The organism is Pseudomonas sp. P7759 (genome assembly GCF_013386445.1).
GTDB classification, from domain to species: domain Bacteria; phylum Pseudomonadota; class Gammaproteobacteria; order Pseudomonadales; family Pseudomonadaceae; genus Aquipseudomonas; species Aquipseudomonas azotoformans_A.
Map to the genome: position 1 here is coordinate 95514 of NZ_JACART010000016.1, position 23083 is coordinate 118596.

17 protein-coding genes are annotated in these 23083 nt (G+C 60.6%); 10 read left to right on the top strand and 7 right to left on the bottom strand.

All coding sequences use genetic code 11. From position 1 onward, the window contains the following. Positions 1-23 precede the first annotated feature (23 nt). On the bottom strand, positions 24-1253 hold the full coding sequence (locus HX823_RS15140; RefSeq protein ID WP_033903227.1) for an acyl-CoA dehydrogenase: 1230 nt from the start codon (positions 1251-1253) through the stop codon (positions 24-26). A gap of 151 nt (positions 1254-1404) precedes the next feature. Between HX823_RS15140 and HX823_RS15145 the strand changes: the two genes are divergently transcribed. The 3 genes from HX823_RS15145 (at position 1405) to HX823_RS15155 (ending at position 3766) form a co-directional block, all read left to right on the top strand. Further along, complete coding sequence (locus HX823_RS15145; RefSeq protein WP_016974062.1) at positions 1405-2340, top strand: LysR family transcriptional regulator; 936 nt, start codon at positions 1405-1407, stop codon at positions 2338-2340. A gap of 117 nt (positions 2341-2457) precedes the next feature. Beyond that, positions 2458-2850, top strand: a complete 393-nt coding sequence (locus HX823_RS15150) for a MerR family DNA-binding transcriptional regulator (RefSeq protein ID WP_038844104.1) — start codon at positions 2458-2460, stop codon at positions 2848-2850. Between the two features lie 16 nt (positions 2851-2866). Beyond that, on the top strand, positions 2867-3766 hold the full coding sequence (locus tag HX823_RS15155; RefSeq protein WP_177075328.1) for a hydroxymethylglutaryl-CoA lyase: 900 nt from the start codon (positions 2867-2869) through the stop codon (positions 3764-3766). Between the two features lie 548 nt (positions 3767-4314). On the opposite strand, the gene HX823_RS15160 is transcribed toward HX823_RS15155, so the two are convergent. Together HX823_RS15160 and HX823_RS15165 are read right to left on the bottom strand one after the other, a co-directional pair. After that, complete coding sequence (locus HX823_RS15160; protein ID WP_177075329.1) at positions 4315-9477, bottom strand: NEL-type E3 ubiquitin ligase domain-containing protein; 5163 nt, start codon at positions 9475-9477, stop codon at positions 4315-4317. A gap of 81 nt (positions 9478-9558) precedes the next feature. Beyond that, positions 9559-11193: an AMP-binding protein gene (locus HX823_RS15165; protein WP_177075330.1), complete on the bottom strand. Its 1635-nt coding sequence runs from the start codon at positions 11191-11193 to the stop codon at positions 9559-9561. Between the two features lie 150 nt (positions 11194-11343). On the opposite strand from HX823_RS15165, the gene HX823_RS15170 reads away from it, so the two are divergent. Genes HX823_RS15170 through HX823_RS15185 form a run of 4 tightly spaced genes read left to right on the top strand, consistent with a single transcriptional unit; the run spans position 11344 to position 16870 of the window. After that, the gene (locus HX823_RS15170; protein WP_038844098.1) at positions 11344-12507 is read left to right on the top strand and encodes an isovaleryl-CoA dehydrogenase; all 1164 of its coding nucleotides are present in this window, start codon (positions 11344-11346) and stop codon (positions 12505-12507) included. An 11-nt stretch (positions 12508-12518) separates the two neighbouring features. Next, the gene (locus tag HX823_RS15175) at positions 12519-14126 is read left to right on the top strand and encodes a carboxyl transferase domain-containing protein (RefSeq protein WP_177075331.1); all 1608 of its coding nucleotides are present in this window, start codon (positions 12519-12521) and stop codon (positions 14124-14126) included. A gap of 15 nt (positions 14127-14141) precedes the next feature. Further along, positions 14142-14948, top strand: coding sequence for a gamma-carboxygeranoyl-CoA hydratase (locus tag HX823_RS15180; protein WP_177075332.1), 807 nt, complete (start codon positions 14142-14144; stop codon positions 14946-14948). Beyond that, positions 14945-16870 (top strand): acetyl/propionyl/methylcrotonyl-CoA carboxylase subunit alpha, encoded by a 1926-nt coding sequence (locus HX823_RS15185; RefSeq protein ID WP_038844093.1) that lies wholly within the window; start codon positions 14945-14947, stop codon positions 16868-16870. The genes HX823_RS15180 and HX823_RS15185 overlap by 4 nt, the downstream gene beginning before the upstream one ends. Here the strand turns inward: HX823_RS15185 and HX823_RS15190 are convergent. Then, positions 16867-17499: a LexA family transcriptional regulator gene (locus tag HX823_RS15190; protein ID WP_177075333.1), complete on the bottom strand. Its 633-nt coding sequence runs from the start codon at positions 17497-17499 to the stop codon at positions 16867-16869. The genes HX823_RS15185 and HX823_RS15190 overlap by 4 nt on opposite strands. Before the next feature lie 132 nt (positions 17500-17631). Here HX823_RS15190 and HX823_RS15195 point away from each other — a divergent pair, with 132 nt between their 5' ends. Both HX823_RS15195 and HX823_RS15200 read left to right on the top strand, forming a co-directional pair. After that, complete coding sequence (locus tag HX823_RS15195; RefSeq protein ID WP_177075334.1) at positions 17632-17982, top strand: DUF6124 family protein; 351 nt, start codon at positions 17632-17634, stop codon at positions 17980-17982. Between the two features lie 466 nt (positions 17983-18448). Continuing rightward, positions 18449-19600, top strand: coding sequence for a carboxypeptidase family protein (locus HX823_RS15200; protein ID WP_177075336.1), 1152 nt, complete (start codon positions 18449-18451; stop codon positions 19598-19600). Here HX823_RS15200 and HX823_RS15205 read toward each other — a convergent pair. Further along, positions 19597-20049 carry a helix-turn-helix domain-containing protein gene (locus tag HX823_RS15205; RefSeq protein ID WP_033903238.1) on the bottom strand — a complete coding sequence of 151 codons (453 nt, stop codon included), beginning with the start codon at positions 20047-20049 and terminating at the stop codon, positions 19597-19599. The two genes, HX823_RS15200 and HX823_RS15205, sit on opposite strands and share 4 nt — an antisense overlap. Positions 20050-20147: 98 nt before the next feature. Here HX823_RS15205 and HX823_RS15210 point away from each other — a divergent pair, with 98 nt between their 5' ends. Further along, positions 20148-21419 carry an MFS transporter gene (locus HX823_RS15210; protein WP_177075338.1) on the top strand — a complete coding sequence of 424 codons (1272 nt, stop codon included), beginning with the start codon at positions 20148-20150 and terminating at the stop codon, positions 21417-21419. On the opposite strand, the gene HX823_RS15215 is transcribed toward HX823_RS15210, so the two are convergent. Both HX823_RS15215 and HX823_RS15220 read right to left on the bottom strand, forming a co-directional pair. Next, the gene (locus tag HX823_RS15215) at positions 21321-21860 is read right to left on the bottom strand and encodes a cytochrome b (protein WP_177075340.1); all 540 of its coding nucleotides are present in this window, start codon (positions 21858-21860) and stop codon (positions 21321-21323) included. The two genes, HX823_RS15210 and HX823_RS15215, sit on opposite strands and share 99 nt — an antisense overlap. Beyond that, complete coding sequence (locus HX823_RS15220) at positions 21857-22939, bottom strand: catalase family peroxidase (protein WP_038844084.1); 1083 nt, start codon at positions 22937-22939, stop codon at positions 21857-21859. The genes HX823_RS15215 and HX823_RS15220 overlap by 4 nt, the downstream gene beginning before the upstream one ends. Positions 22940-23083 lie beyond the last annotated feature (144 nt).

The following is a 23083-nucleotide window of genomic DNA, read 5'->3' on the forward strand; positions in this document are numbered from 1 at the left end:
CCAACCTCCCCACCTATTGCTGTTTATTGCCCGCTGCGCATCAGTTCTTTAGGCACATATTTGCCAATCTCGAACTTGCCGATCGCCGCCCGGTGCACTTCATCCGGGCCATCGGCCAGGCGCAAGGTACGTTGCATGGCGTACATATAGGCCAGCGGGAAGTCATTGGAAACACCCGCACCGCCATGGATCTGGATCGCACGGTCGATCACCTTCAAGGCCACATTCGGCGCGACCACCTTGATCTGGGCGATTTCGCTTTTCGCGACTTTGTTACCCACGGTGTCCATCATGTACGCCGCCTTCAAGGTCAGCAGGCGCGCCATGTCGATTTCCATGCGCGAGTCAGCGATTTTGTCGATATTGCCGCCCAGCCGCGCCAACGGCTTGCCGAATGCAGTCCGGCTGACGGAACGTTTGCACATCAATTCCAGCGCGCGCTCGGCCATGCCGACAGAGCGCATGCAGTGGTGGATACGGCCAGGGCCAAGGCGCCCTTGGGCGATTTCAAAGCCACGACCCTCACCCAGCAGCACGTTTTCATACGGTACGCGCACATTGTCGAATAGCACTTCGGCATGGCCGTGGGGCGCATCGTCATAGCCGAACACCGGCAGTGGGCGCACGATCTTCACGCCGGGGGTGTCCACCGGCACCAGGATCATCGAGTGCTGCTGGTGGCGCGGTGCGTCCGGGTTGCTCAGGCCCATGAAGATCAGGATCTTGCAGCGCGGGTCGCAGGCGCCGGAGGTCCACCACTTCTTGCCATTGATCACCCACTCGTCGCCCTGGCGCTCGGCGCGGGCGGCCATGTTGGTAGCGTCCGAAGACGCCACATCCGGCTCGGTCATGGCGAACGCGGAGCGGATCTCGCCGCGCAGCAGTGGCTGCAACCAGCGTTGTTTCTGTTCTTCGTTGGCGTAGCGCACCAGCACTTCCATGTTGCCGGTATCGGGGGCGGAGCAGTTGAACGGCTCCGGGCCCAACAGCGAACGGCCCATGATTTCAGCCAGCGGCGCGTATTCAAGGTTGGTCAGGCCGGCGCCCAGCTCGGATTCCGGCAGGAACAGGTTCCACAGGCCTTCGGCTTTAGCCTTGGCCTTCAGCTCTTCCATGATTGCGGTGGGCTGCCAGCGGTCGCCTTCGCTGACCTGGCGTTCGAACACCGGCTCGGCCGGGTAAACGTAAGCGTCCATGAACGCAGTGACGCGTTCACGCAGTTCCTGAACCTTGGGCGAATAGGCGAAATCCATGAGCAGCTCCCTTCTCTGAGAGGTTGTTTAGGTCATGCAATCGATGCTAGAACAGCGCTGATAATTTACCTAGCCTATTCTCGGCGTGTATTAACATTCATCACCGATATATGATCGACGTATGGCCACCTAACAATAAGAGCGCTACGAAATGAATCTGAGCAAGGTCGACCTCAACCTGTTTATCGTCTTTGACGCGATCTACACCGAAGCCAACCTGACCCGCGCCGGGCAGATTGTCGGCATCACCCAGCCGGCGGTGTCCAACGCTCTGGCACGTCTTCGGGAAACCTTCAACGACCCGCTGTTCGTGCGCACCGCCCAAGGCATGGTGCCCACGCCGATGGCGCAGAACATCATCGGGCCGGTGCGCAATGCGTTGTCGTTGCTGCGGGTGTCGGTGCAAGAGAGCCGCATCTTCAACCCGCAGCAGGCGGCCAAGACCTACCGCATCAGCATGACCGACCTCACCGAAGCGGTGATCCTACCGCTGCTGTTCCAGCGCCTGCGCCGCCTGGCGCCCACGGTGGTGATCGAGAGTTTCCTGTCCAAACGCCGCGAAACCACCAAGGAGCTGGCCGCCGGGCGCCTGGACTTTGCCGTGGATGCACCACTTAACACCGACCCGCAGGTGCGCCACGTCAAGCTGATGGAAGACCGCTACGTGTGCGCCATGCGCAAGGGCCACCCGCTGGCAGGCAAGGACAAGCTGACTCTGGATGATTACCTGGGGCTGACGCACATCCATATCTCCAGCCGCCGTAACGGCCTGGGCCATGTGGACCTGGCGCTGGGCAAGATGGGCCTGCAGCGCAAGATCGCCCTGCGTTCCCAGCATTATTTGATGGCGTCGCAGGTTTTGCAGCAGACCGACATGGTCATGACCGTGCCCGAGCGCTTCGCCCGCCGCCACGAATTGCATTGGTTCAACCTGCCGGTCAACGACGTGCCGCCGGTGGAAACCCACCTGTACTGGCACGAAAGCACCGACCAGGACCCGGCGAACCGCTGGATGCGCGAGCAGATGATCGAGTTGTGCCAGCAGGTGACGGCTCATGAGAAGAAACTGGATGGCAAGCAGGCTTGACCTGTGGTGAATGGGCTTGTTGTGGGGTAAGCCCGCTCACCACAAAAGATGCGAGCCTTGACGTTAACGTCAACCAGCCATTAGCTTAGCACCCAAGACATTTTCTCGGGCACATCCATGAGCACCACCTACAGCATCTCCGACCTCGCCCGCGAGCTCGACATCACCACCCGCGCCATTCGCTTCTACGAAGAACAAGGCCTGCTGGCCCCGGAACGTCGGGGCCAGGAGCGCATCTACTCGGCGCGGGACAAGGTCAGCCTCAAGCTGATCCTGCGGGGCAAGCGCATCGGTTTCTCCCTGGCCGAATGCCGTGAACTCATCGAACTCTACGACCCCACCAGCGGCAACCACGTGCAACTCAATAGCATGCTGGCAAAAATCGCCGAGCGCCGTGAGCAGCTGGAACAGCAACTGCTGGATATCGAACAGATGAAGCTGGAACTGGACACCGCCGAAGAGCGCTGCACCCAGGCCCTGGCCCACACCCTGCGCCAGGCTGGCCATTGATCAGAAGGTAACCGCCATGTCCCTCCCCACACACGTGCGCCTGGTGGAAGTCGGCCCGCGCGACGGTTTGCAGAATGAAGCCCAACCCATCAGCGTGGCCGACAAGGTCCGGTTGGTGGACGCCCTCAGCGCGGCGGGCTTGAGCTATATCGAAGTCGGCAGTTTTGTATCGCCCAAGTGGGTGCCGCAGATGGCCGGCTCCGCCGAGGTGTTTGCCCAGATCCAGCGCACACCCGGCGTCACCTATGGCGCGCTGGCGCCGAACCTGCGTGGTTTTGAGGACGCGCTGGCGGCGGGCGTAAAGGAAGTGGCGGTGTTTGCGGCGGCTTCCGAGGCGTTTTCCCAGCGCAACATAAACTGCTCCATCAGCGAAAGCCTGGAGCGATTCGCACCGATCATGGCGGCGGCCAAGCAACATGGGATCAGCGTGCGAGGTTATGTGTCGTGCGTGTTGGGTTGCCCGTACGAAGGCCAGATCGCACCGGAACAAGTGGCAACAGTCGCGCGGGAGTTGTACGCCATGGGCTGCTACGAGGTGTCCCTGGGTGACACCATCGGCACCGGTACGGCGGGCGCCACGCGGCGGCTGTTCGAGGTGGTCGGCGCGCAGGTGCCTCGAGAGAAATTGGCCGGGCACTTCCATGACACCTATGGCCAGGCCATCGCAAACATCTACGCCAGCCTGCTGGAAGGAATCACGGTGTTCGACAGCTCTATCGCGGGCCTCGGCGGCTGCCCATACGCCAAGGGCGCCAGCGGTAACGTCGCCACAGAAGATGTGCTGTACCTGCTCAACGGCCTGGGTATCGAGACGGGTATCGACCTGGAGGCATTGATTGGCGCGGGCCAGCAAATCAGCAACGTGCTGGGCCGGCCGACAGGGTCACGCGTAGCCAAGGCGCGTAACGCCGGTTGAGTCGCTTAGCCGTGACAATGTGTTACCGCACGCCTACACATCGAGTAACACGGGAACATATTTTGTCGTATTTTCTGCAGGCCAAATCCTACATAAAAATCAAACCATTGATTTTAAAGGATTTTTAAAAGTTGGCACGGCTTCTGCTATCTCTATGGCATAACAAGAATAAAAAGCGCCAAACCTAATAAAAATAAGACGAAACGACTCTGACATAACAAAAACAACACGGCAGAGACGCAGCTAACAGATTTTTTTGGAGAAGATGTGCTTCGCAGGGTACGGCGTGCCGAAACCCGCAACCGGTTAGAGAAAAATAAAACTACCTCAGGTAGCTACCCACTGGTTGGATCGTTAACGAAGAAGCAGATCAGCGCTCAAAAAAATACGTTTGCTCTTGACCCCGGATGGGGGTCGCCAAAAACAGCGGTAAAGGGTAACGGTTGCCAAAAACAACAATAGACCGCCCCTCAATAATAAAAAAAGAGCACGCAACGACAAATTAAAGGGGACCCTCGGGTCCCCTTTGTGCTGTCTGCACTAACCGTTTAGAGCGATGTTCCGTCTGTTGCCGCGAAGTTGTTCAGTACCCTTCGCGTCAACACTTTCAGGGATCTTTGCTCCAGCGCATACCGTTCGGCCACCCCCTGATCGAGCTCTCGCCGGTAGAACGCACTTTGCATCGAGCCATTCACCAGGATTCCATCCCTGCGCTTGCCCAACAGGCCCGCCAGGCGGTCGGCCGCCTCGTCGTGGGTGGTCTGCCACTCAGGGCTTGCGTCCTGCTGACGTTCCAGCTCTGAGAGTTCGAACAATGCATCAACTTTCTCATTGATCGGCTCAAGCTCCGGCCCCATCAGCGCGTTGAGCGCCTGAAGGTAGCGTGCACGAAGGTGTTTCTCCCAGAATGGGCGTCCGACAAAAAAGGCTTCCTCATCAGCGGGGTTGCGTTCGTCCCTGAGCACCTGTTCGTAAGCCGCATTGAGCGTTGTCTCGGCCACATCAGCCTGCTGGGGAAACAACATCTCGCGGGATTTGACCGGCAACGCCAGTCGGTCTGCAAGTCGCGTCCGATAGGCCAGTACGACTTCAACCTGCTCGGTGAACCCTGGCCCTCTCGCCGCAACATCCCGTAGCGCAATGGCGTCTACCAGCATTAAACGAAACAATTTTCTAGCCGTGCCAATCAATGCCCCCTCGGCATTTTCCGTGCCTGCCAGCGCAAGTGCCCTTGCTCCCATCAACTCACTCTCAAGGTTCATGAACTCGACCGACGTGCCGTCCCCACAGGTCACCCGATCATCGGCGGCTGTAAACAACGCCTCACGAATGTCCTGGCTTTCGCTCGCGGCCTCCAGCATGTCCCACACCCGCTCGGCCAATACCGGACGGGCCACTTGGCTGGCGTACTCGGCACTGCGGGTGATATCGGCCACGACAGTAAAAAACGCCGCAGACTCAGGGCTGCCTTTCAGTTCATCCCAGACATCTCCACGCCGCGCCAACTCCTCGGGTGGCATTCCCTCCAGCCACAAGCCACGTGCCTCGTCCACAGTGATGTGCTCACCCCACTGCACCGGATTGAAAGGCTCACCCAGTCGGGCAACCGTAGCGGCCGACAAGGGATTGTCATGCACATTGATGCGCTCAAGATGCTGGTAGGCGTACTCGGGTAAGGTAGTGATCCGGTTTGAATGCAGATCGATGCGGGCCAGGTTGGGCAGTTGCTCGGCGCCGACGGGAAAGGTGGTGGTGTCGGTGCCCGCCAGATAAAGCTGGTTCAAATGGCGCAGGCGGCGCAGGTCGGCCTGCCAACCCAGGCGACGATTGTCTGCCAGTTTGAGAATCTTCAAACTCTGCATACCTTCAAGGCGCAGACGGCTCGGTTCGGTCAGCTGGATATCATTTCTACTCAAGTTGAGCTTCGTCAGCCCTGCCCCGCCATTGGCGAATTCCGGTAGTTGCGTGAGGTGGTTGTCGCTCATGTTCAGCCAGCGCAAACCACCGAATGCCTTCAGAAACGGCAGTGAACTGTCCGACAGTGCCATTCGTCGTAACACCAGTCTGCCCACGTGATCCATATTTGCGGTAATCGCTGGCAGCTCACCGATCGCCTCATCCGACAGGTCAAGTGCATAGCCGATTGGCGTACCGTCCCCCGCCAACGCCTGAGCCCCCGTTCGGCGCCAGGCGGCTTTGAGGGTGCCCGACACTCTGCGCCTGGCGCTTGCGTAGCCCACCCCACCTTCCCGCTGCCAAGTGATCAGCGCCTTGTCCAGCTCGACAAACTCCGCTTCAAGCTGGGTCAGTTTCTCCAGCAGTACAGCATCGCTTGCGTCCCCCAACCCCAGCATTGCCTCGACTTCTTCCATGGATTTGGAGGGATAGGCTGACATCGCCGCCCGCTTACAGGCCAATGGTCGCTCAGCCGCGCCACCCACCGGGCTGAGCGGATACCCGACTCGCCCGTCAGCCAAACGCATGGGTGACTTGAAGCCAGGCTTGATCGCTTGCAAGCCCAGTGCACGCCGGCTCGCCGGCTCACTCAACGGCTGTTGCGCTAGCCGCACCTTTAAATGTTGCGCAGCCCTATTGAACTCAGCCCACCGTGTGAACTTGCCACTGCTCGCCATCCAGAGCGCATTAAAGAAAGCATCCTTGTCACTGCGCCAATACTCTGTTTTTTCCGGACCGTTGTAGAGTCTCCACTCCTTCAGGTCAGAGTGGAAAAGACGCAGTTGCCGGGGGGCGTCCAAATCGCCTACGCGGTCCAGTAATGGGCCGTCGTAAGTCCCGCTGCGCAGCTCCAGGGCGACCCCCTCCAGAAGTTCGGGCAGGGAAGCCATCTTGTGCAGGGCCAGGCGTACGCCGTCCACCGTGAGTGGGGTGTCGAATAAAAGATCGGCATGTGCCCGCATGACACGTGCTTTCTGCACGTAAACACGCGCTTCCTCGGCCAGGCGCAACGGCAAACGTGAGTGGGACTGCAGGCTGGCCAACTCCTGACTGTTGGCATGGCTGACTATTTCTTCGGCGACCAGTTTGGGCAGACTTGGAAAGTCACGCTGAATCAATTGAACATTGGCGTCACTGGATACATCACCGGCGGCTATCTCGCGATTGAACAGCTCGCCTTTGGTGCTGTACGCCGCTTCCAGCAAGCAGTCCCGGTAGCGCATCACCCTGGCGAAGGGAGTACGCAAATATTGCATCAGCGAATCAGCCTCTTCATCGTCACCTGCAAGTGTTTCGCCAGAAGATGCAGGTGGGTCGGACGAAACGTCTCGTGTCCTTACGAACAGGTTTGATATTGCCTCTTGTGTCATCGCCTTCTCGCCCAACAGGTGGCGAATCTCAGGTTCCGTCAACTGCTCCCTGAATGATGGAAAAAGGCGACCATTGGCCAGCTCTTCATGTCCGAGCGTGACCGTCGAGGTTGAATCACTCGGGTCGGCTGAACACCACACTTGATTACCCTCTTCATCGAGCGCCACCAACACACGCGACTCGGGCCACATCCCACACTCGACCAACAACTGTACTTGTGTGTACCAATCGACCTGGCTGAAAACCTCAGGATTAGGGTGCGTTAATTGGTCGATAAATGCTTGATACCTGTTCGCGCATTCGAACCGCCGGAGCATGTCCTTGAACAGCGGCGCAGGCGCTCGATGCTCGATAAATACCCGACGCAACTCATCATCTGTCACACCACTGATCGCCCTGGCTTGCTCAAGCTGGCTATCGCTCAGGCGATCGACGGTATGCCCCATGCGGCGCAACAGGGTCTTGCGATCCCACCTCAAAGGGTCTTCGAACTCATGCACCCAGGCGCCCTCGCCGTTGTGGCGCAGGCGTGGCGCATATCGGGAATCGCCTTCAGGGTGCAGCAGCCTGAACTCATTATCAGTGCCGCTGGCCTGGACCTTGTAGTGACCACCGTCCTGCGTCGGCAGGTACAGGCCAGTTTCATGGGCGTACAGGCCTTGCGCGTTCGGCCGCTGCCCTTCGGGCAACGCGATTCGGTGCACATAGCGGCTTGGGTTGAAATCATACAAACGCGGGTGCCCGCCGAGTTCTATATGCGCCAGGCGCTTGATGAACGCCGTGTCTTTGGCGGCCACCAGCACTTTGGGCACCGCCAGACCTGCCAGATTCAAGCCCACTGCTGAAAAGTGTGCCCAGACCGCTTGGGCGTCGTCGTGGGACCAGGCATCAATGCCTTCGCCTATTTCATACACCACCTGCACAGCGGCGACGACCAGCATCACCTCGCCCAGGAACGGCACCACAAAAGCGGCAAGGTTGAGAATATCCAGGGCTGCACTACCAAACGACCAGAGCCAGGCGTTGAACACACGATCGTCGACATCCTGGGTTGCCACCACGCTGGTGCTGGCATTGCTCATGATCAGCCGTATTCGCTGCATCGCGCAGTCCATCCAGGCATCGTGCCACGGTGGCGCGTAGGTGCCCTGGCGGTGGATGCGGCTTTTCTGTGCCGGGGCAAAATCCTGGTCGTGGGCATACAGCGCGCCGGGGTCCAGCAACGCCTTCAGTTGCGTGAAGAATGCATCCTGATCGGCAAGCGGCACGAACTGGCTGAAGAACTTGCGGTATTCGAGCCGACACAGTCGCGTCGTCAGGTGGTCGGTAAAGGCCGCGATATGGTCATAGACCTTGAGCGGATGAAGTGGATCGCCAGGGATATAGATCAAGCACGGCAAGGGCACGAGCTCTGCATTCCTCACATTTGCCCGCCACACAACCGGCCCGATGATCAGGATGTTCTCGATCACAACGTTGAGTAATCGCAACGGCGAACACTTGACCGCCTCTCCTTGCCACTTGCTCTTCACCTGGTCAATCAGCAGATCATTGATCACCTGATGGTGATCAGTTCCGATGTCACCCTTCATCAAGGCGATCTCGGCGGCCAGTTTCAACTGGTTCCGATGGCTGGTGATCAGGGTGCTGTAAAGCTTGCCAATCCCAGCCGGTGTGGTGGTTATCCGAATCTGGTTGTTGATAAAGGTGCGTACGTACTCGTAGTAGGAGCTCCCCAGGTCCAGGTCCCGACACAGTTTCGCAAACTCATGCGCCTTGATACGCAGCGGAAGTGACTGGACGTTGCCGGGGGAATGCACCTTGGTCGAGGGATACTTATAAAAATTGTAATAGGTAATCAGGTGGCAATCCGTGCAAACCGGCTCGCTGGCTTCGTCCGAGGTAAAGTTGTTCAGCGCCGCTTCCAGCAGGCTGATACCTCGGTAGAAGTAGAACTGCGGGGCCAAGGTACTGGCGTGGGTGGTCGGGAGCTCCCGGGGGCCAGGTTCACACTCTTTCTGTTCCATCTTGCGGGCATAGAACACGGTTCTGGTGTCCAGCCGTTGCCCGAACTGTTTTTCGATCGCTGCCGTCAGCAACGGCTCGGCGTATTCTGCCGGCCCCTTGAGGTCACTGAACATCTGATCGAGTTGGTTCAATGACGTCCGGCTGCGCAGGTGGACCGCCCTCATGCGGTCGCGCGCAGTGGTCGACGCCTTTTTGTACCAATCGGGGATGCGCAGGGCCAACGCCCCCAGTTCGGTTTTGCGCGAGTCCAGCGCATCGGTGTACCAGTCCGGTGTGTTGTCGCTGATCACCCGCGCATGGGGGCTCTGCTCAGCCTGAACAGGCCGCGTCGCAGCATCAATCGTGGGACTTGTCATCGGTATAGCCTTCAAGTGGCGAAATAATCCGCCACTTTAGGCATCGCGTTTCAGCATGGAGCCGTAGACATGCACCGCGTGTCAGGCGTCGTCGCGCAGCTCCTCGATACTGATCTCACGCATGCGGAATTTCTGGATCTTGCCGGTGACCGTCATCGGAAACTCTTCCACGAACTTGAAGTACTTGGGCGTCTTGAAGTGCGCGATGCGGCCCTTGCACCAGGTTTGCAGTTCAAGCTCATTGGCCACATGGCCGGGGTGGAACTTGACCCAGGCGACAATGGCTTCACCGTAGCGCTCATCCGGAATGCCGATCACCTGCACATCCGCCACTGCCGGGTGGGTGAAGAAAAATTCTTCCAGCTCACGCGGGTACACGTTCTCACCGCCACGGATGATCATGTCTTTGTTGCGCCCGGCAATGCACACGTAACCATGGGCGTCCATGCTCGCCAGGTCGCCGGTGTGCATCCAGCCCGCGGCGTCGATGGCCTCGCGGGTGGCGTCGGGGTTGTTCCAGTAGCCGAGCATCACGCTGTAGCCACGGGTGCAGAGTTCACCGATCTCGCCGCGTGCAACGGTGTTGCCGTCGGTGTCGATGATCTTGCTTTCCAACTGTGGCTGAGTCCGACCCACTGTGGTCACGCGGCGTTCCAGGTCGTCATCCGCGCCGGTCTGCAAGGACACCGGGCTGGTTTCCGTCATGCCATAGGCAATTTGCACTTCACTCATGTGCATCTCGCTGATCACGCGGCGCATGACTTCGATAGGGCATGTGGCGCCGGCCATGATGCCGGTGCGCAGGGTGGACAGGTCGAACTCGCCGAGGCGCGGGTGATCGAGCATGGCGATGAACATGGTGGGTACGCCATACAGGCCAGTGGCGCGTTCTTCGGCGACGGCGCTGAGGGTCAGCAGCGGGTCAAAACCGTCATTGGGATAGATCATGGTGGTGCCATGGGTGATGCAACCCAGGTTGCCCATGACCATGCCGAAGCAGTGATACAGCGGCACCGGGATCACCAGGCGGTCTTGCGCCATGAGGCCCAGGCTTTCACCGACCATGTAGCCGTTATTGAGGATGTTGTGATGACTGAGGGTGGCGCCCTTGGGAAAACCGGTGGTGCCAGAGGTGTACTGGATGTTCACGGGCTGGTCGAAATGCAGGCTGGCCTGACGGGTGTGCAGCTGTTCGGGCGGTATGCCTGCGCCGAGGGCCGATAGCTGCGACCAGGGCATGAATCCTGTGGGTGGGCTGAGGTCGAGGCTGATCATGCCGCGTAGGTCGGGCATCAATTCCAGCAGCATCGCATGGTAATCGGAGGTCTTGAACGACCCGGCGCACACCAGCCACTGACAGCCGGATTGCTTGAGCACGTAGTCCAATTCACTGCTGCGGTAGGCCGGGTTGATGTTCACCAGGATCACGCCGAGCTTGGCGCTGGCGATCTGGCTGATGCACCACTCGGCGCAATTGGGTGCCCAGATGCCCAGGCGATCGCCGGCCTGCATGCCCAGGGCGAGAAACGCACGGGCGTGCAAATCCACCGTTTCGGCCAGTTGCCGCCAGGTGTAGCGGCGCTGTTGATGGCGCACCACCAAGGCCTCGCCCTCCGGGAATTGCGCGACGGTTCGGTCAAAGGCTTGGCCAATGGTCATGGCCAGCAAGGTCTTGTCCTGGGAGCCACGGCTGTAGCTCTGGTTCGGTTGATCCATAACGACCCCTGTTGTCTTTTTTGTAGGTTGACGTAAACGTAAACTACGATTGACAGCGCCGCAACGCAAGCTTACGTTAACGTAAAGGTGAGCGCCCTCCCCTGGCGCGTCCTCCACACAAAAACAACGCTCACATTAAGGTGCCTGTCCATGAGTTACCCGTCCCTGAACTTCGCCCTCGGTGAAACCATCGACATGCTGCGCGACCAGGTGCAGTCCTTCGTGAGCAAGGAAATCGCGCCGCGCGCGGCGCAGATCGACAGCGACAACCTGTTCCCCGCCGACCTGTGGCAGAAATTCGGCGACATGGGCCTGCTGGGCATCACCGTCCCGGAGGAATACGGCGGCGCCGGCCTGGGTTACCTGGCCCATGTGGTGGCGATGGAAGAGATCAGCCGCGGCTCGGCCTCGGTGGCGTTGTCCTACGGCGCGCACTCCAACCTGTGCGTGAACCAGATCAACCGCAACGGCAACCACGCCCAGAAACTCAAGTACCTGCCCAAACTCCTCAGCGGCGAACACGTCGGCGCCCTGGCCATGAGCGAGCCGAACGCCGGTTCCGATGTGGTCTCGATGAAGTTGCGTGCCGACAAACGCGGCGATCATTACGTGCTCAACGGCAGCAAGACATGGATCACCAACGGTCCCGACGCCAGCACTTATGTGATCTACGCCAAGACCGACCTGGAGAAAGGCCCCCACGGCATCACTGCCTTCATCGTCGAGCGTGACTGGAAAGGCTTCAGCCGCAGCAACAAGTTCGACAAGCTGGGCATGCGCGGCTCCAACACCTGCGAGCTGTTCTTCGATGACGTGGAAGTGCCCGAAGAAAACATCCTCGGCGTGCTCAACGGCGGCGTGAAAGTACTGATGAGCGGCCTGGACTACGAACGCGTGGTGCTGTCCGGCGGCCCCACCGGGATCATGCAGGCCTGCATGGACCTGATCGTGCCCTACATCCACGACCGCAAGCAGTTCGGCCAGAGCATCGGCGAATTCCAGCTGATCCAGGGCAAAGTTGCGGACATGTACACCCAGCTCAATGCCAGCCGCGCCTATCTGTACGCGGTGGCCCAGGCCTGTGAGCGTGGCGAAACCACGCGCAAGGATGCGGCTGGGGTGATCCTTTACAGCGCCGAGCGCGCCACGCAGATGGCACTCGACGCGATCCAGATCCTGGGCGGTAACGGCTATATCAATGAATTCCCCGCCGGTCGGCTGCTGCGCGACGCCAAGCTGTATGAAATCGGCGCCGGCACCAGTGAGATCCGCCGGATGTTGATCGGTCGCGAACTCTTCAACGAAACCCGCTGAAGGAGCGCACCATGGCCACCCTGCACACCCAACTCAATCCGCGTTCGGCAGAGTTTGCCACCAACAGCGCGGCGATGCGCCAACAGGTCGACGCCCTGCACAGCCTGCTCGCCCACGTGCAGCAAGGCGGCGGCGCCAAGGCCCAGGAGCGGCACACCTCACGCGGCAAACTGTTGCCCCGCGAGCGCATCAATCGCTTGCTCGACCCCGGTTCGCCGTTCCTCGAACTCAGCCAATTGGCCGCCCATCAGGTGTACGGCGAAGACGTGCCTGCCGCTGGCGTGATTGCCGGGATCGGCCGGGTGGAAGGCGTCGAGTGCATGATCGTCGCCAACGACGCCACGGTGAAAGGCGGCTCCTACTACCCACTCACCGTGAAAAAACACCTGCGCGCGCAGACCATCGCCGAGCAGAACCGCCTGCCGTGCATCTACCTGGTGGATTCGGGCGGCGCCAACCTGCCGCGTCAGGACGAAGTGTTCCCCGACCGCGAGCACTTCGGACGGATCTTTTTCAACCAGGCCAACATGAGCGCCCAGGGCATCCCGCAGATCGCGGTGGTGATGGGCTCGTGCACCGCCGGTGGCGCCTATGTGCCGGCCATGGCCGACGAAGCGATCATGGTGCGCAACCAGGCCACCATCTTCCTCGCCGGCCCGCCGCTGGTGAAGGCCGCGACCGGTGAAGTGGTGAGTGCCGAAGACCTCGGCGGTGCCGATGTGCACTGCAAGATCTCTGGCGTGGCCGACCACTATGCCGACACCGATGAACACGCGCTGGCGCTGGCTCGGCGCAGCGTGGCCAATCTTAATTGGCGCAAACAGGGCGAGTTGCTACAACGCCCGCCCGTGGCGCCGTTATACAGCAGTGAGGAGCTGTACGGCGTGATCCCGGCCGACGCCAAGCAGCCCTTCGATGTGCGCGAAGTGATCGCACGGCTGGTGGACGCTTCGGTATTCGATGAGTTCAAGGCACTGTTCGGCACCACCCTGGTGTGCGGCTTTGCGCATTTGCACGGCTACCCGATTGCGATCCTGGCCAACAACGGCATCCTGTTTGCGGAAGCCGCGCAAAAAGGCGCGCACTTTATCGAGCTGGCCTGCCAGCGTGGCATTCCTCTGTTGTTCCTGCAGAACATCACCGGGTTCATGGTCGGCCAGAAATACGAAGCCGGGGGCATCGCCAAGCACGGTGCCAAGCTGGTCACCGCAGTGGCCTGCGCCAAGGTGCCGAAGTTCACGGTGATCATTGGCGGCAGCTTTGGCGCCGGCAACTACGGCATGTGTGGCCGCGCCTATGATCCGCGCTTCCTGTGGATGTGGCCAAACGCGCGCATTGGCGTGATGGGTGCCGAGCAGGCGGCCGGCGTGCTGGTGCAGGTCAAGCGCGAGCAGGCTGAGCGCGCAGGCACAGGGTTCAGCGCCGAAGAAGAGGCCGCCATCAAGCAGCCGATCCTCGACCAGTACGAAACCCAGGGCCACCCCTACTACTCCAGCGCGCGCCTGTGGGACGACGGTGTGATTGATCCGTTGCAGACCCGAGACGTGCTGGCGCTGGCCTTGTCCGCTTCGCTGAATGCCCCCATCGAGCCGAGCCGCTTCGGCGTGTTCCGCATGTAAATGGAGCTGTATCCCATGAGCGATTTCAACACCCTCGAACTGATCACCGACCGCCGTGGCTTTGCCACGCTGTGGTTCAGTCGTGAAGCCAAGAACAACGCGTTCAATGCCGAGATGATCCGCGAACTGATCATCGCCCTCGACCAGGTGCAGGGTGACCCGGCCCTGCGTTTTCTGGTGCTGCGCGGGCGCGGCAAGCATTTCAGCGCCGGGGCCGACCTGGCCTGGATGCAGCAATCGGCCGAGCTGGATTACCACACCAACCTGGACGATGCCCGCGAACTGGCAGAGTTGATGTACAACCTGGCCAAGCTGAAAATCCCGACCCTGGCGGTGGTGCAAGGTGCGGCCTACGGCGGAGCGCTGGGGTTGATCAGTTGCTGTGACATGGCGATTGGCGCGGACGATGCGCAGTTCTGTCTGTCGGAAGTACGTATTGGCCTGGCGCCGGCGGTGATCAGTCCGTTCGTGGTGCAAGCCATCGGCGAGCGTGCGGCACGGCGCTATGCGCTGACCGCCGAGCGCTTTGGTGGCCAGCGTGCGCGGGAGATAGGCCTGTTGGCGGAAAGCTATCCGATCAGCGAGTTGGATCAGCAGGTCGAACAGTGGATCGCCAACCTGCTGCAAAACAGCCCGGCGGCCATGCGCGCCAGCAAGGACTTGCTGCGCGAAGTGGGCCACGGCGCCCTCACCCCGGCCCTGCGCCGCTATTGCGAAAATGCCATCGCGCGCATTCGTGTCAGCGCCGAAGGCCAGGAAGGCCTGCGCGCCTTCCTCCAAAAACGTCCACCCAGCTGGCAATCGCAGGAGCCGCGTTCATGAGTACGTTGACGACCCTGCTGGTGGCCAACCGGGGCGAGATTGCTTGCCGGGTGATGCGCACCGCCAAGGCCATGGGCCTGACCACCGTGGCGGTGCACAGCGCCACTGACCGCGATGCACGCCACAGCCGTGAGGCGGATATCCGCGTCGACCTGGGCGGCAGCAAGGCCACGGACAGCTACCTGCAAATTGACAAACTGATCGCGGCGGCCCAGGCCAGCGGCGCCCAGGCGATTCATCCGGGTTACGGTTTTTTGTCGGAGAACGCCGGTTTTGCCCGTGCGATTGAAGCAGCAGGTTTGATCTTCCTCGGCCCGCCCGCCTCGGCCATCGATGCCATGGGTAGCAAATCGGCCGCCAAGGCCTTGATGGAAACCGCCGGAGTCCCTTTGGTGCCGGGTTATCACGGCGAAGCCCAGGACCTGGAAACCTTCCGCGCCGCCTGCGAGCGCATCGGCTATCCCGTGCTGCTCAAGGCTACGGCGGGTGGTGGCGGCAAGGGCATGAAGGTAGTCGAGGATGTCAGCCAGTTGGCCGAAGCCCTGGCCTCGGCACAGCGCGAGGCGCTGTCGTCCTTCGGCAACGGGCAGATGCTGGTGGAAAAGTACCTGCTCAAGCCACGTCACGTGGAGATCCAGGTGTTTGCCGACCAGCACGGGCATTGCCTGTACCTCAATGAACGTGACTGCTCGATCCAGCGTCGCCACCAGAAGGTCGTCGAAGAAGCGCCAGCACCAGGCCTGAGTGTTGAACAACGCAAGGCCATGGGCGAAGCCGCCGTGCGGGCGGCCCAGGCCATCGGCTATGTCGGCGCAGGCACCGTGGAATTCTTGCTGGACGCCCGCGGCGAGTTCTTCTTCATGGAGATGAACACGCGGCTGCAAGTGGAACACCCGGTGACCGAAGCGATCACCGGCCTGGACCTGGTGGCCTGGCAGATCCGTGTCGCCCAAGGCGAAGCGCTGCCGATCACCCAGGAGCAGGTGCCGCTGATCGGCCATGCCATCGAAGTGCGGCTGTATGCCGAAGACCCCGCCAATGACTTCCTGCCCGCCACCGGGCACCTGGCGCTGTACCGTGAGTCCGCACCGGGTCCTGGGCGCCGCGTGGACAGCGGTGTGGAGCAAGGCGACAGTGTGTCGCCGTTCTACGACCCCATGCTCGGCAAGCTGATTGCCTGGGGTGAAGACCGTGAACAGGCGCGATTGCGGTTGCTGACCATGCTGGACGAGTTTGCCATCGGCGGGCTGAAGACCAACCTGGGATTTTTGCGGCGCATCATCGGGCACCCGGCGTTTGCGGCGGCTGAGTTGGATACCGGGTTTATTCCGCGCTATCAGGAGCAGCTGCTGCCAGCACCTGGGGAATTGTGTAATGAATTTTGGCAAGCGGCAGGCGCGGCCTTCATTCAGAGCGTGCCGAAGAGTGATGGGCCTTGGGCGGATACACGAGGGTTTCGCGCCGGGTTGCCTGCCGAAGTTTCGCTGCATTTGAGCTGCAATGGCCAGGATCGGTTGGTGACGCTGGCGGCTGAGGCGCCACAGCTGCGTGGCGAACATCTGCTGATCGAGCAACACGGCGTGCGTCACAGCCATCTGGCGATCCGCAGCGACGGCAGTCTGTTTTTGCGCTGGGACGGCGAGATGCAGGCCGTCACATTGTTCGACCCGATTGCGGCGGTTGAGGCCAACCAGTCTCACCAAGGCGGCCTCATGGCGCCGATGAACGGCAGCATCGTGCGGGTGCTGGTGGAGGTCGGGCAGCCTGTCGAAGCCGGCACGCAACTGGTAGTGCTGGAGGCCATGAAGATGGAGCACAGCATCCGTGCGCCTCACGCCGGGGTGGTCAAGGCGCTGTTCTGCCAGGAAGGTGAAATGGTTGCAGAAGGCTGCGCGTTGGTGGCGCTCGAAACGGTCGACTAGAACTTCGCCGTGGCTTGAACAACAACCCCCAGGATCTGGCAATCGTCGGTGAATGGCTGCTTGGGGTAGGTGGGATTGAGCGGTACCAGGTAAAGCTGGCCGCTTTCTTCCAGCAACTGGCGGAAGGTCGCCTGAGGGCTCCCGGCTCGTTGGGCGACCACCAGCTTGCCAGGCTCGGCCTTGATGGCCGGGTCGACCAGGATCATCATGCCCGCACTGACGCTCAAGCCGCTAGGCGCGGTCATGGCGTCGCCTGTGACTGGCAGCCAGAACGCGTCCCCCTGAGCAGGGTAATCCGTGAGTTCGAAGCGCACAGCGCCATAGGTCGCACGCTCTTCGCGGACCTCGCACAACCCTTTCCAATCGCTGACCGGGTAGCGGAAATACGGGTTGTAGTTCTTCTGCGCAGGCGCCTCATCGGGCCGTTCGCGAATGTCCAGCGCGACTTCCAGGTACCCCAACCCCAGCGCCGCCAACACCCGGTTCATGTCCACCACGCTGGGTGCACGGCGTTTGTTTAGCCAGTGACCAACGCCGCCTTGGGACATGCCCAGGCGCTCAGCCAATTCACCCTGCGTGACCTTGCGGTCTTCCATGTTGGCCTTGACCAACGCAATCCAGTTATCCATGGGAGCTGACAATACGTCACGTAGTTTTCAGGGCAATAAACAGTTTGTAGTAATCCATAAAACGACATAAATACGATACGTACTATCATCGAACATAAGGTTTCCGACACCCACAACAGAGTACCGCCCCTTATGACGACCAGCCCGTATCTCCTGCCTGAACTCCCTGAAGACACCGAAATGCACGACCTGCGCAGCAGCGGTGCAGCCCAGCGCGCGTTGGACTTTTACTTGAAAGAAGAAATGTCGGCAGCAGCCCCTGACGGCGCGCTGTTCGCCATCAAGCCGGGCATCAGCCAGGAGGAAGCCCTCGTACACGCCTCAGACCTGTTGCGCAGCGCCGCAGCCACGGCCTATGAATCCGCGAGCAGCCATCAAGGCAATCATCGCGACCTGGCGTTTTCGGTGGTGTATTTGATTGATATGGCGAAGGCGATGGTAGAGCGGTCGTTGCAGGCGCCAACGGCTCAAGCGAACGGATAACCGACGCAGAAGAAAAATATTTCTATCTCATGGATAAAAACATTTGACTTGCAAATGATAATGATTATTATTGGACCCAGCTGATCGCGAGATCAGTCGATAGACCAAGGGACCTTAGGTCGGACTCTTGGAATATCTCCTCATCAGGCTAATCACGGTTTTTGACCCGGCTCTTTGGCCGGGTCTTTTTTTTGCCAGTTTCCCTGGCATGGCTTCAGGCTAATGAAGACTGTGTGTTGCTCAATGGCGCGCATGGTAGCAAAAGAGCATCGCCAAAAGAAAGCCAGTCGGACGCTCTAGTCCAAACCTTTGCGAAATAGCGCTTGAGAATCAATCTCATAGATTCTAAGCTGCTGCGGCGTCAAGGATGACGCCCCCTCCCCCGTGCAACAATTTTTGCATCCAGTCTTTACCAGACTCCTGTGTACTATAGCCGCCACAACACTCATATTCAGGCAAACAGACTATGACCGTGGCCTTGACCTCCATCAGGATCAGCACCGACTTCGACAGTGGCAATATCCAGGTTCTGGATGCCCACGATTCCCATCGGTTGTTGCTCGCTATCAAACCCGACACCCGTAGCCAACACTTCCAGTGGTTCCACTTCAAGGCCGAAGGCATGCACGTGGGCCACACCCATGTCTTTCGCCTGAGCAACGCGAGCAAATCGTCCTACCCACACGCGTGGAGCGGCTACAACGCCGTGGCGTCCTACGACCATATCAACTGGTTCCGTGTGCCTTCGCGCTTTGATGGTGAAATCCTGCATATCAGCCTTGAGACCCGCGAGAAGCACGCCTGGATTGCCTACTTCGAACCCTACAGCCGTGAGCGCCACGACTGGCTGATCGAGCAAGCCTTGACCCGCGCCGGGACTCAACTGCTGGCCACCGGTAAAAGTGTCGAAGGACGTGATATCCAACTGCTGCGTCGCGGCAAAGGTGGCGAAGGCCGCCGCAAGGTCTGGATCATCGCCCAACAGCATCCCGGCGAGCACATGGCCGAATGGTTTATGGAAGGCATCATTGAACGCCTGCAACAGGACGGTGACGCCGAGCTGAAAAAACTGCTGAAAGCCGCCGATCTGTACCTGGTGCCCAACATGAACCCGGACGGCGCGTTCCACGGCCACCTGCGCACCAACGCCGCGGGCCAGGACCTCAACCGCGCCTGGCAGAGCGCCAGCCAGGCGATCAGCCCGGAAGTGTTGTTCGTGCAGCAACAGATGGAACAATACGGCGTCGACCTGTTCCTCGATATCCACGGCGACGAGGAAATCCCCTACGTCTTCACCGCCGGCTGCGAAGGCAACCCCGGCTACACGCCGCGCATCGAGGCCCTGGAAAAACACTTCCGCAGCCACTTGAGCGGCCTGACCCGCGATTTCCAGACCACCTATGGCTACACCCGCGACCTGCCGGGCGAAGCCAACATGACCCTGGCGTGCAATGCCGTCGGCCAGCAGTTCGACTGCCTGTCCCTGACCCTGGAAATGCCCTTCAAGGACAACGACGACGCCCCCAACCCGCTCACCGGTTGGTCAGGTAAACGCTCGATGCAACTGGGCAAGGATGTGTTGAGCAGCGTGGCCGATATCGTCGACGTCTTGCGCTAAACCGAGTCGGTGGGCACCCGCCGACAATCCTCAGGCCCCAGCAACCGCCCATCCGCCGAGCGCAACTCCAGCGCTCGCAGCGGCTCGCCGTTGGCGCTGTCCACCATCACCGAGTGCGCCTCGCCTGCCCCATAGAAAAACCCCTCGCCCCACTGCCGCAATCCGATGATCACGTTGAACAGGCCCCGCCCCTTTTCCGTCAGTACGTACTCCTGGTACGCACTGCCATCCGACGCCGGCACGATTTCCAATACCCCATGGGCCACCAAACTGCGCAAGCGCGTGGACAAGATGTTCTTGGCCATTCCCAGGCTGCGCTGAAACTCACCAAAACGGCGAATCCCATCAAACGCATCGCGAATGATCAGCAGCGACCAGCCATCGCCAATCGCATCCAGTGAGCGCGCCACCGGGCATTCGGCGCTTTCAAAGCGGGTGAGCTTGACCATCGGGGCTGCCTGTCGTCGATCAAAAATGTAGTTGCAATATAAAACCGGAATCCTTACGGTACAACTGGTTTCATTTTAAAACCACAAAGGTTATCCCCATGCCTTCCTCCCCCTTGAGTAACAAAGTGGTGATGCTGTTCGCCATCGCCTGTGGCCTGTCAGTGGCCAATGTCTACTACGCACAGCCGTTGCTCGACGCCATGGCGCAAACCTTTGCCATGGACCACGCCACTGTCGGCATCATCATCGCCCTCACCCAGGTCGGTTATGGCGTGGGCCTGTTATTGCTGGTGCCGCTCGGGGACTTGCTCAACCGGCGCAAGCTGATCGTCAGCCAACTGCTGCTCTCCACGCTGGCCGTGCTGATGGTGGGATTGTCCTCAAACAGTTTCTGGCTGTTGGCCGGCATGGCACTGACCGGCCTGTTGGCGGTGGTCGCCCAAGTGCTGGTGGCTCTGGCCGCACATCTGGCGTCGCCCGAACAGCGCGGGCAGGTGGTGGGGTTGGTCACCAGCGGTATCGTGGTCGGTTTGCTACTGGCTCGCTCGGTGTCCGGCGTGATGGCCGACCTGGCGGGATGGCGCTCGGTTTACCTGCTGTCAGCGGGCATGACGCTATTGATGGCCGTCTTGCTGTGGCGCGTATTGCCAAGCACCGAACAACCGCGCGCCGCCGGCACTTATGGCGCGTTGATCCGCTCGGTCTTCAGCCTGTTCAAGGAGGAAAAGGTCCTGCGTGACCGCGCTGTGCTGGCGATGTTGATTTTCGCCGCCGGCACCGTCTTGTGGACGCCACTGGTACTGCCCTTGAGCGCCCCGCCGCTGTCGCTTTCCCACACAGAAATCGGCCTGTTCGGACTTGCTGGCGCCGCCGGAGCGCTCGGTGCTGCCCGCGCCGGTCGCTTGGCCGACAAAGGCTTTGCCCAGTGGACCAGCGGCACGGCATTGCTGCTGATGCTGCTGTCCTGGGTTGCCATCGGCTTTACCCAATCGTCGCTGTGGGCATTGGTGCTCGGCGTGATTGTGTTCGACTTGGGCCTGCAAGCCGTGCATGTCACCAGCCAAAGCCTGATCTACGCCGTGCGCCCTGATGCCCAGAGTCGATTGGTGGCCGGCTACATGCTGTTTTACTCGGTGGGCAGTGCGCTGGGCTCCATCAGCGTAACCGCACTGTATGCCTGGGGCGGTTGGATCGGTGTGTGTGGCCTCGGCGCCGCCATCAACCTGCTGGCGCTGATCTACTGGCTGGCCACACTGCCCGCCAAACCTGTTTCAGTCCTTGCTGCCGGTCATGCTTTGCAGCACGTCGTCGCGGCGGATCAAGCCATGGAACAACGCCGCCGCCAGGTGCAACAGCACTGTCAGGAATAGCAAATAGGCCAGAAACCCGTGTGCCCTGCGCAGCACCGCGAACAACGGCGCGTTCGCCCCCACCAGTGCCGGCAACTGTACCGAACTGCTGAGCATCACCGGGTCGCCCGCCGCCGAAATCATCGCCCAGCCCAGCAGTGGCAATGCCAGCATCAACGCATACAACACCAGATGGGACGCCTTGGCCGCCAGCGCTTGCCACAGCGGCAAGTCAGCAGGCAACGGCGGTTGGCGCGTAGAGAAGCGCACGACCAAACGCACGATCACCAAGGCCAGGATCGCGATACCCAACGGCTTGTGCAGGTGGATCAACCACTCATGCCGCTCCGAAACCGAGGCCGCCAGACCCGCGCCGATAAACAGCATGGCGATGACCATCAGCGCCATCAGCCAGTGCAGCAGGCGCGCCAGGGGCGCAAAAAACCGGGGTTGGGTATTCATGGCTTCGACTCCTGAGGGGCGCTGTGCAACGGGCTGACTTCACCAGCACGACGCAGGTACGAGCTGGCGTACGCCGCCGAACGGGCTGCCAGCAACGGGTCATTGGAGGCTTCGATGCCGCTGGGCAGAATCAGTGGATCAAAGTTGATATCGCGGCAATCGCCATCCGCCTGCGGCTGGCTGCTTTGCAGCACCAGGGTGCCGGCGTTGATGACTTTATGCTCGCCGGTCCAGGCCTTGCTTGCATCGTCCACGGGGTCGCCGGGGTTGGCCAGGGTCATGTTCAACTGCCAGCGCAGCGGCCCGCTCGACAGGCGCTGGACCAGGTCCTTTTCCAGGAAATCACCGCCCGCAGGCGCGGTATCGCCCGCCGCATCCTGGCTCTGCGGCACCACGCCCCAACGCACGGCCTGGCGCTTGCCATCGGCCCCTACCAGGAAGAACGCGTTAATGCCGTTGTAGGTTTCGGTCGCATAACTGGCCGAAGGCTTGGCGGTCTTGACCCACGCCAGGAACGGCGCCGTCTCGGGATGAGCAGCAAAAAATGCCGGCATGCTCGCAGGGTCCGGCTTGCCGGTGGCAGGCTGCGGCGCACCGGCCTTGAGCATTTGGTAGAACGCCTCGGGCGTGCCCACCGGGAACACCGGCATGCTGTTCATGCCGGTGCGCCATTGCTGGCCGTTGGCCTGGCTGAACTGCACGGCAAAACTGCGGATCGGCACACTGCTGTCCGGCGCGTAGGGGTTACCGCTCGGCAAGGCGAACCGTCCGATCAACGGCGTCTTGGACTCGCTGAACACCTGGGCGCTGGAGTAGGCGCGGGCTTCTGCACTGCTCTCGAAATACCCGGCCACGCACACGCCCTTGGCGTGGTTACGCCGAAAGCCTGGGTGCACGCCGTTGTTGGTTTCCAGGGCATTGACCAGGGTTTTCGGGCGCAAGCGCTGTGGGTCGAGGGTGCCGTTGACGTAGGCAAAAGCCCCCGCCATAACCGCAACCACGGCACCGATACCTGCCAGGCGCGCGATCAGGCTCGCAGTGCTCAGCGGAGGACGGGGCGGTGATGAGTGATCTACCATGAAGGAACTCCAGGGCCAAAGGCCTTAGGGGGTAAACATAAGGTCGGAGCATTAAGACGAACGCCGATCGGCTCTATTCCCTGGCCTTTGATTTATTTCCCTGGATCGGGAATAACCTTCAACGCCGCACGTCTCTCTAGTCCC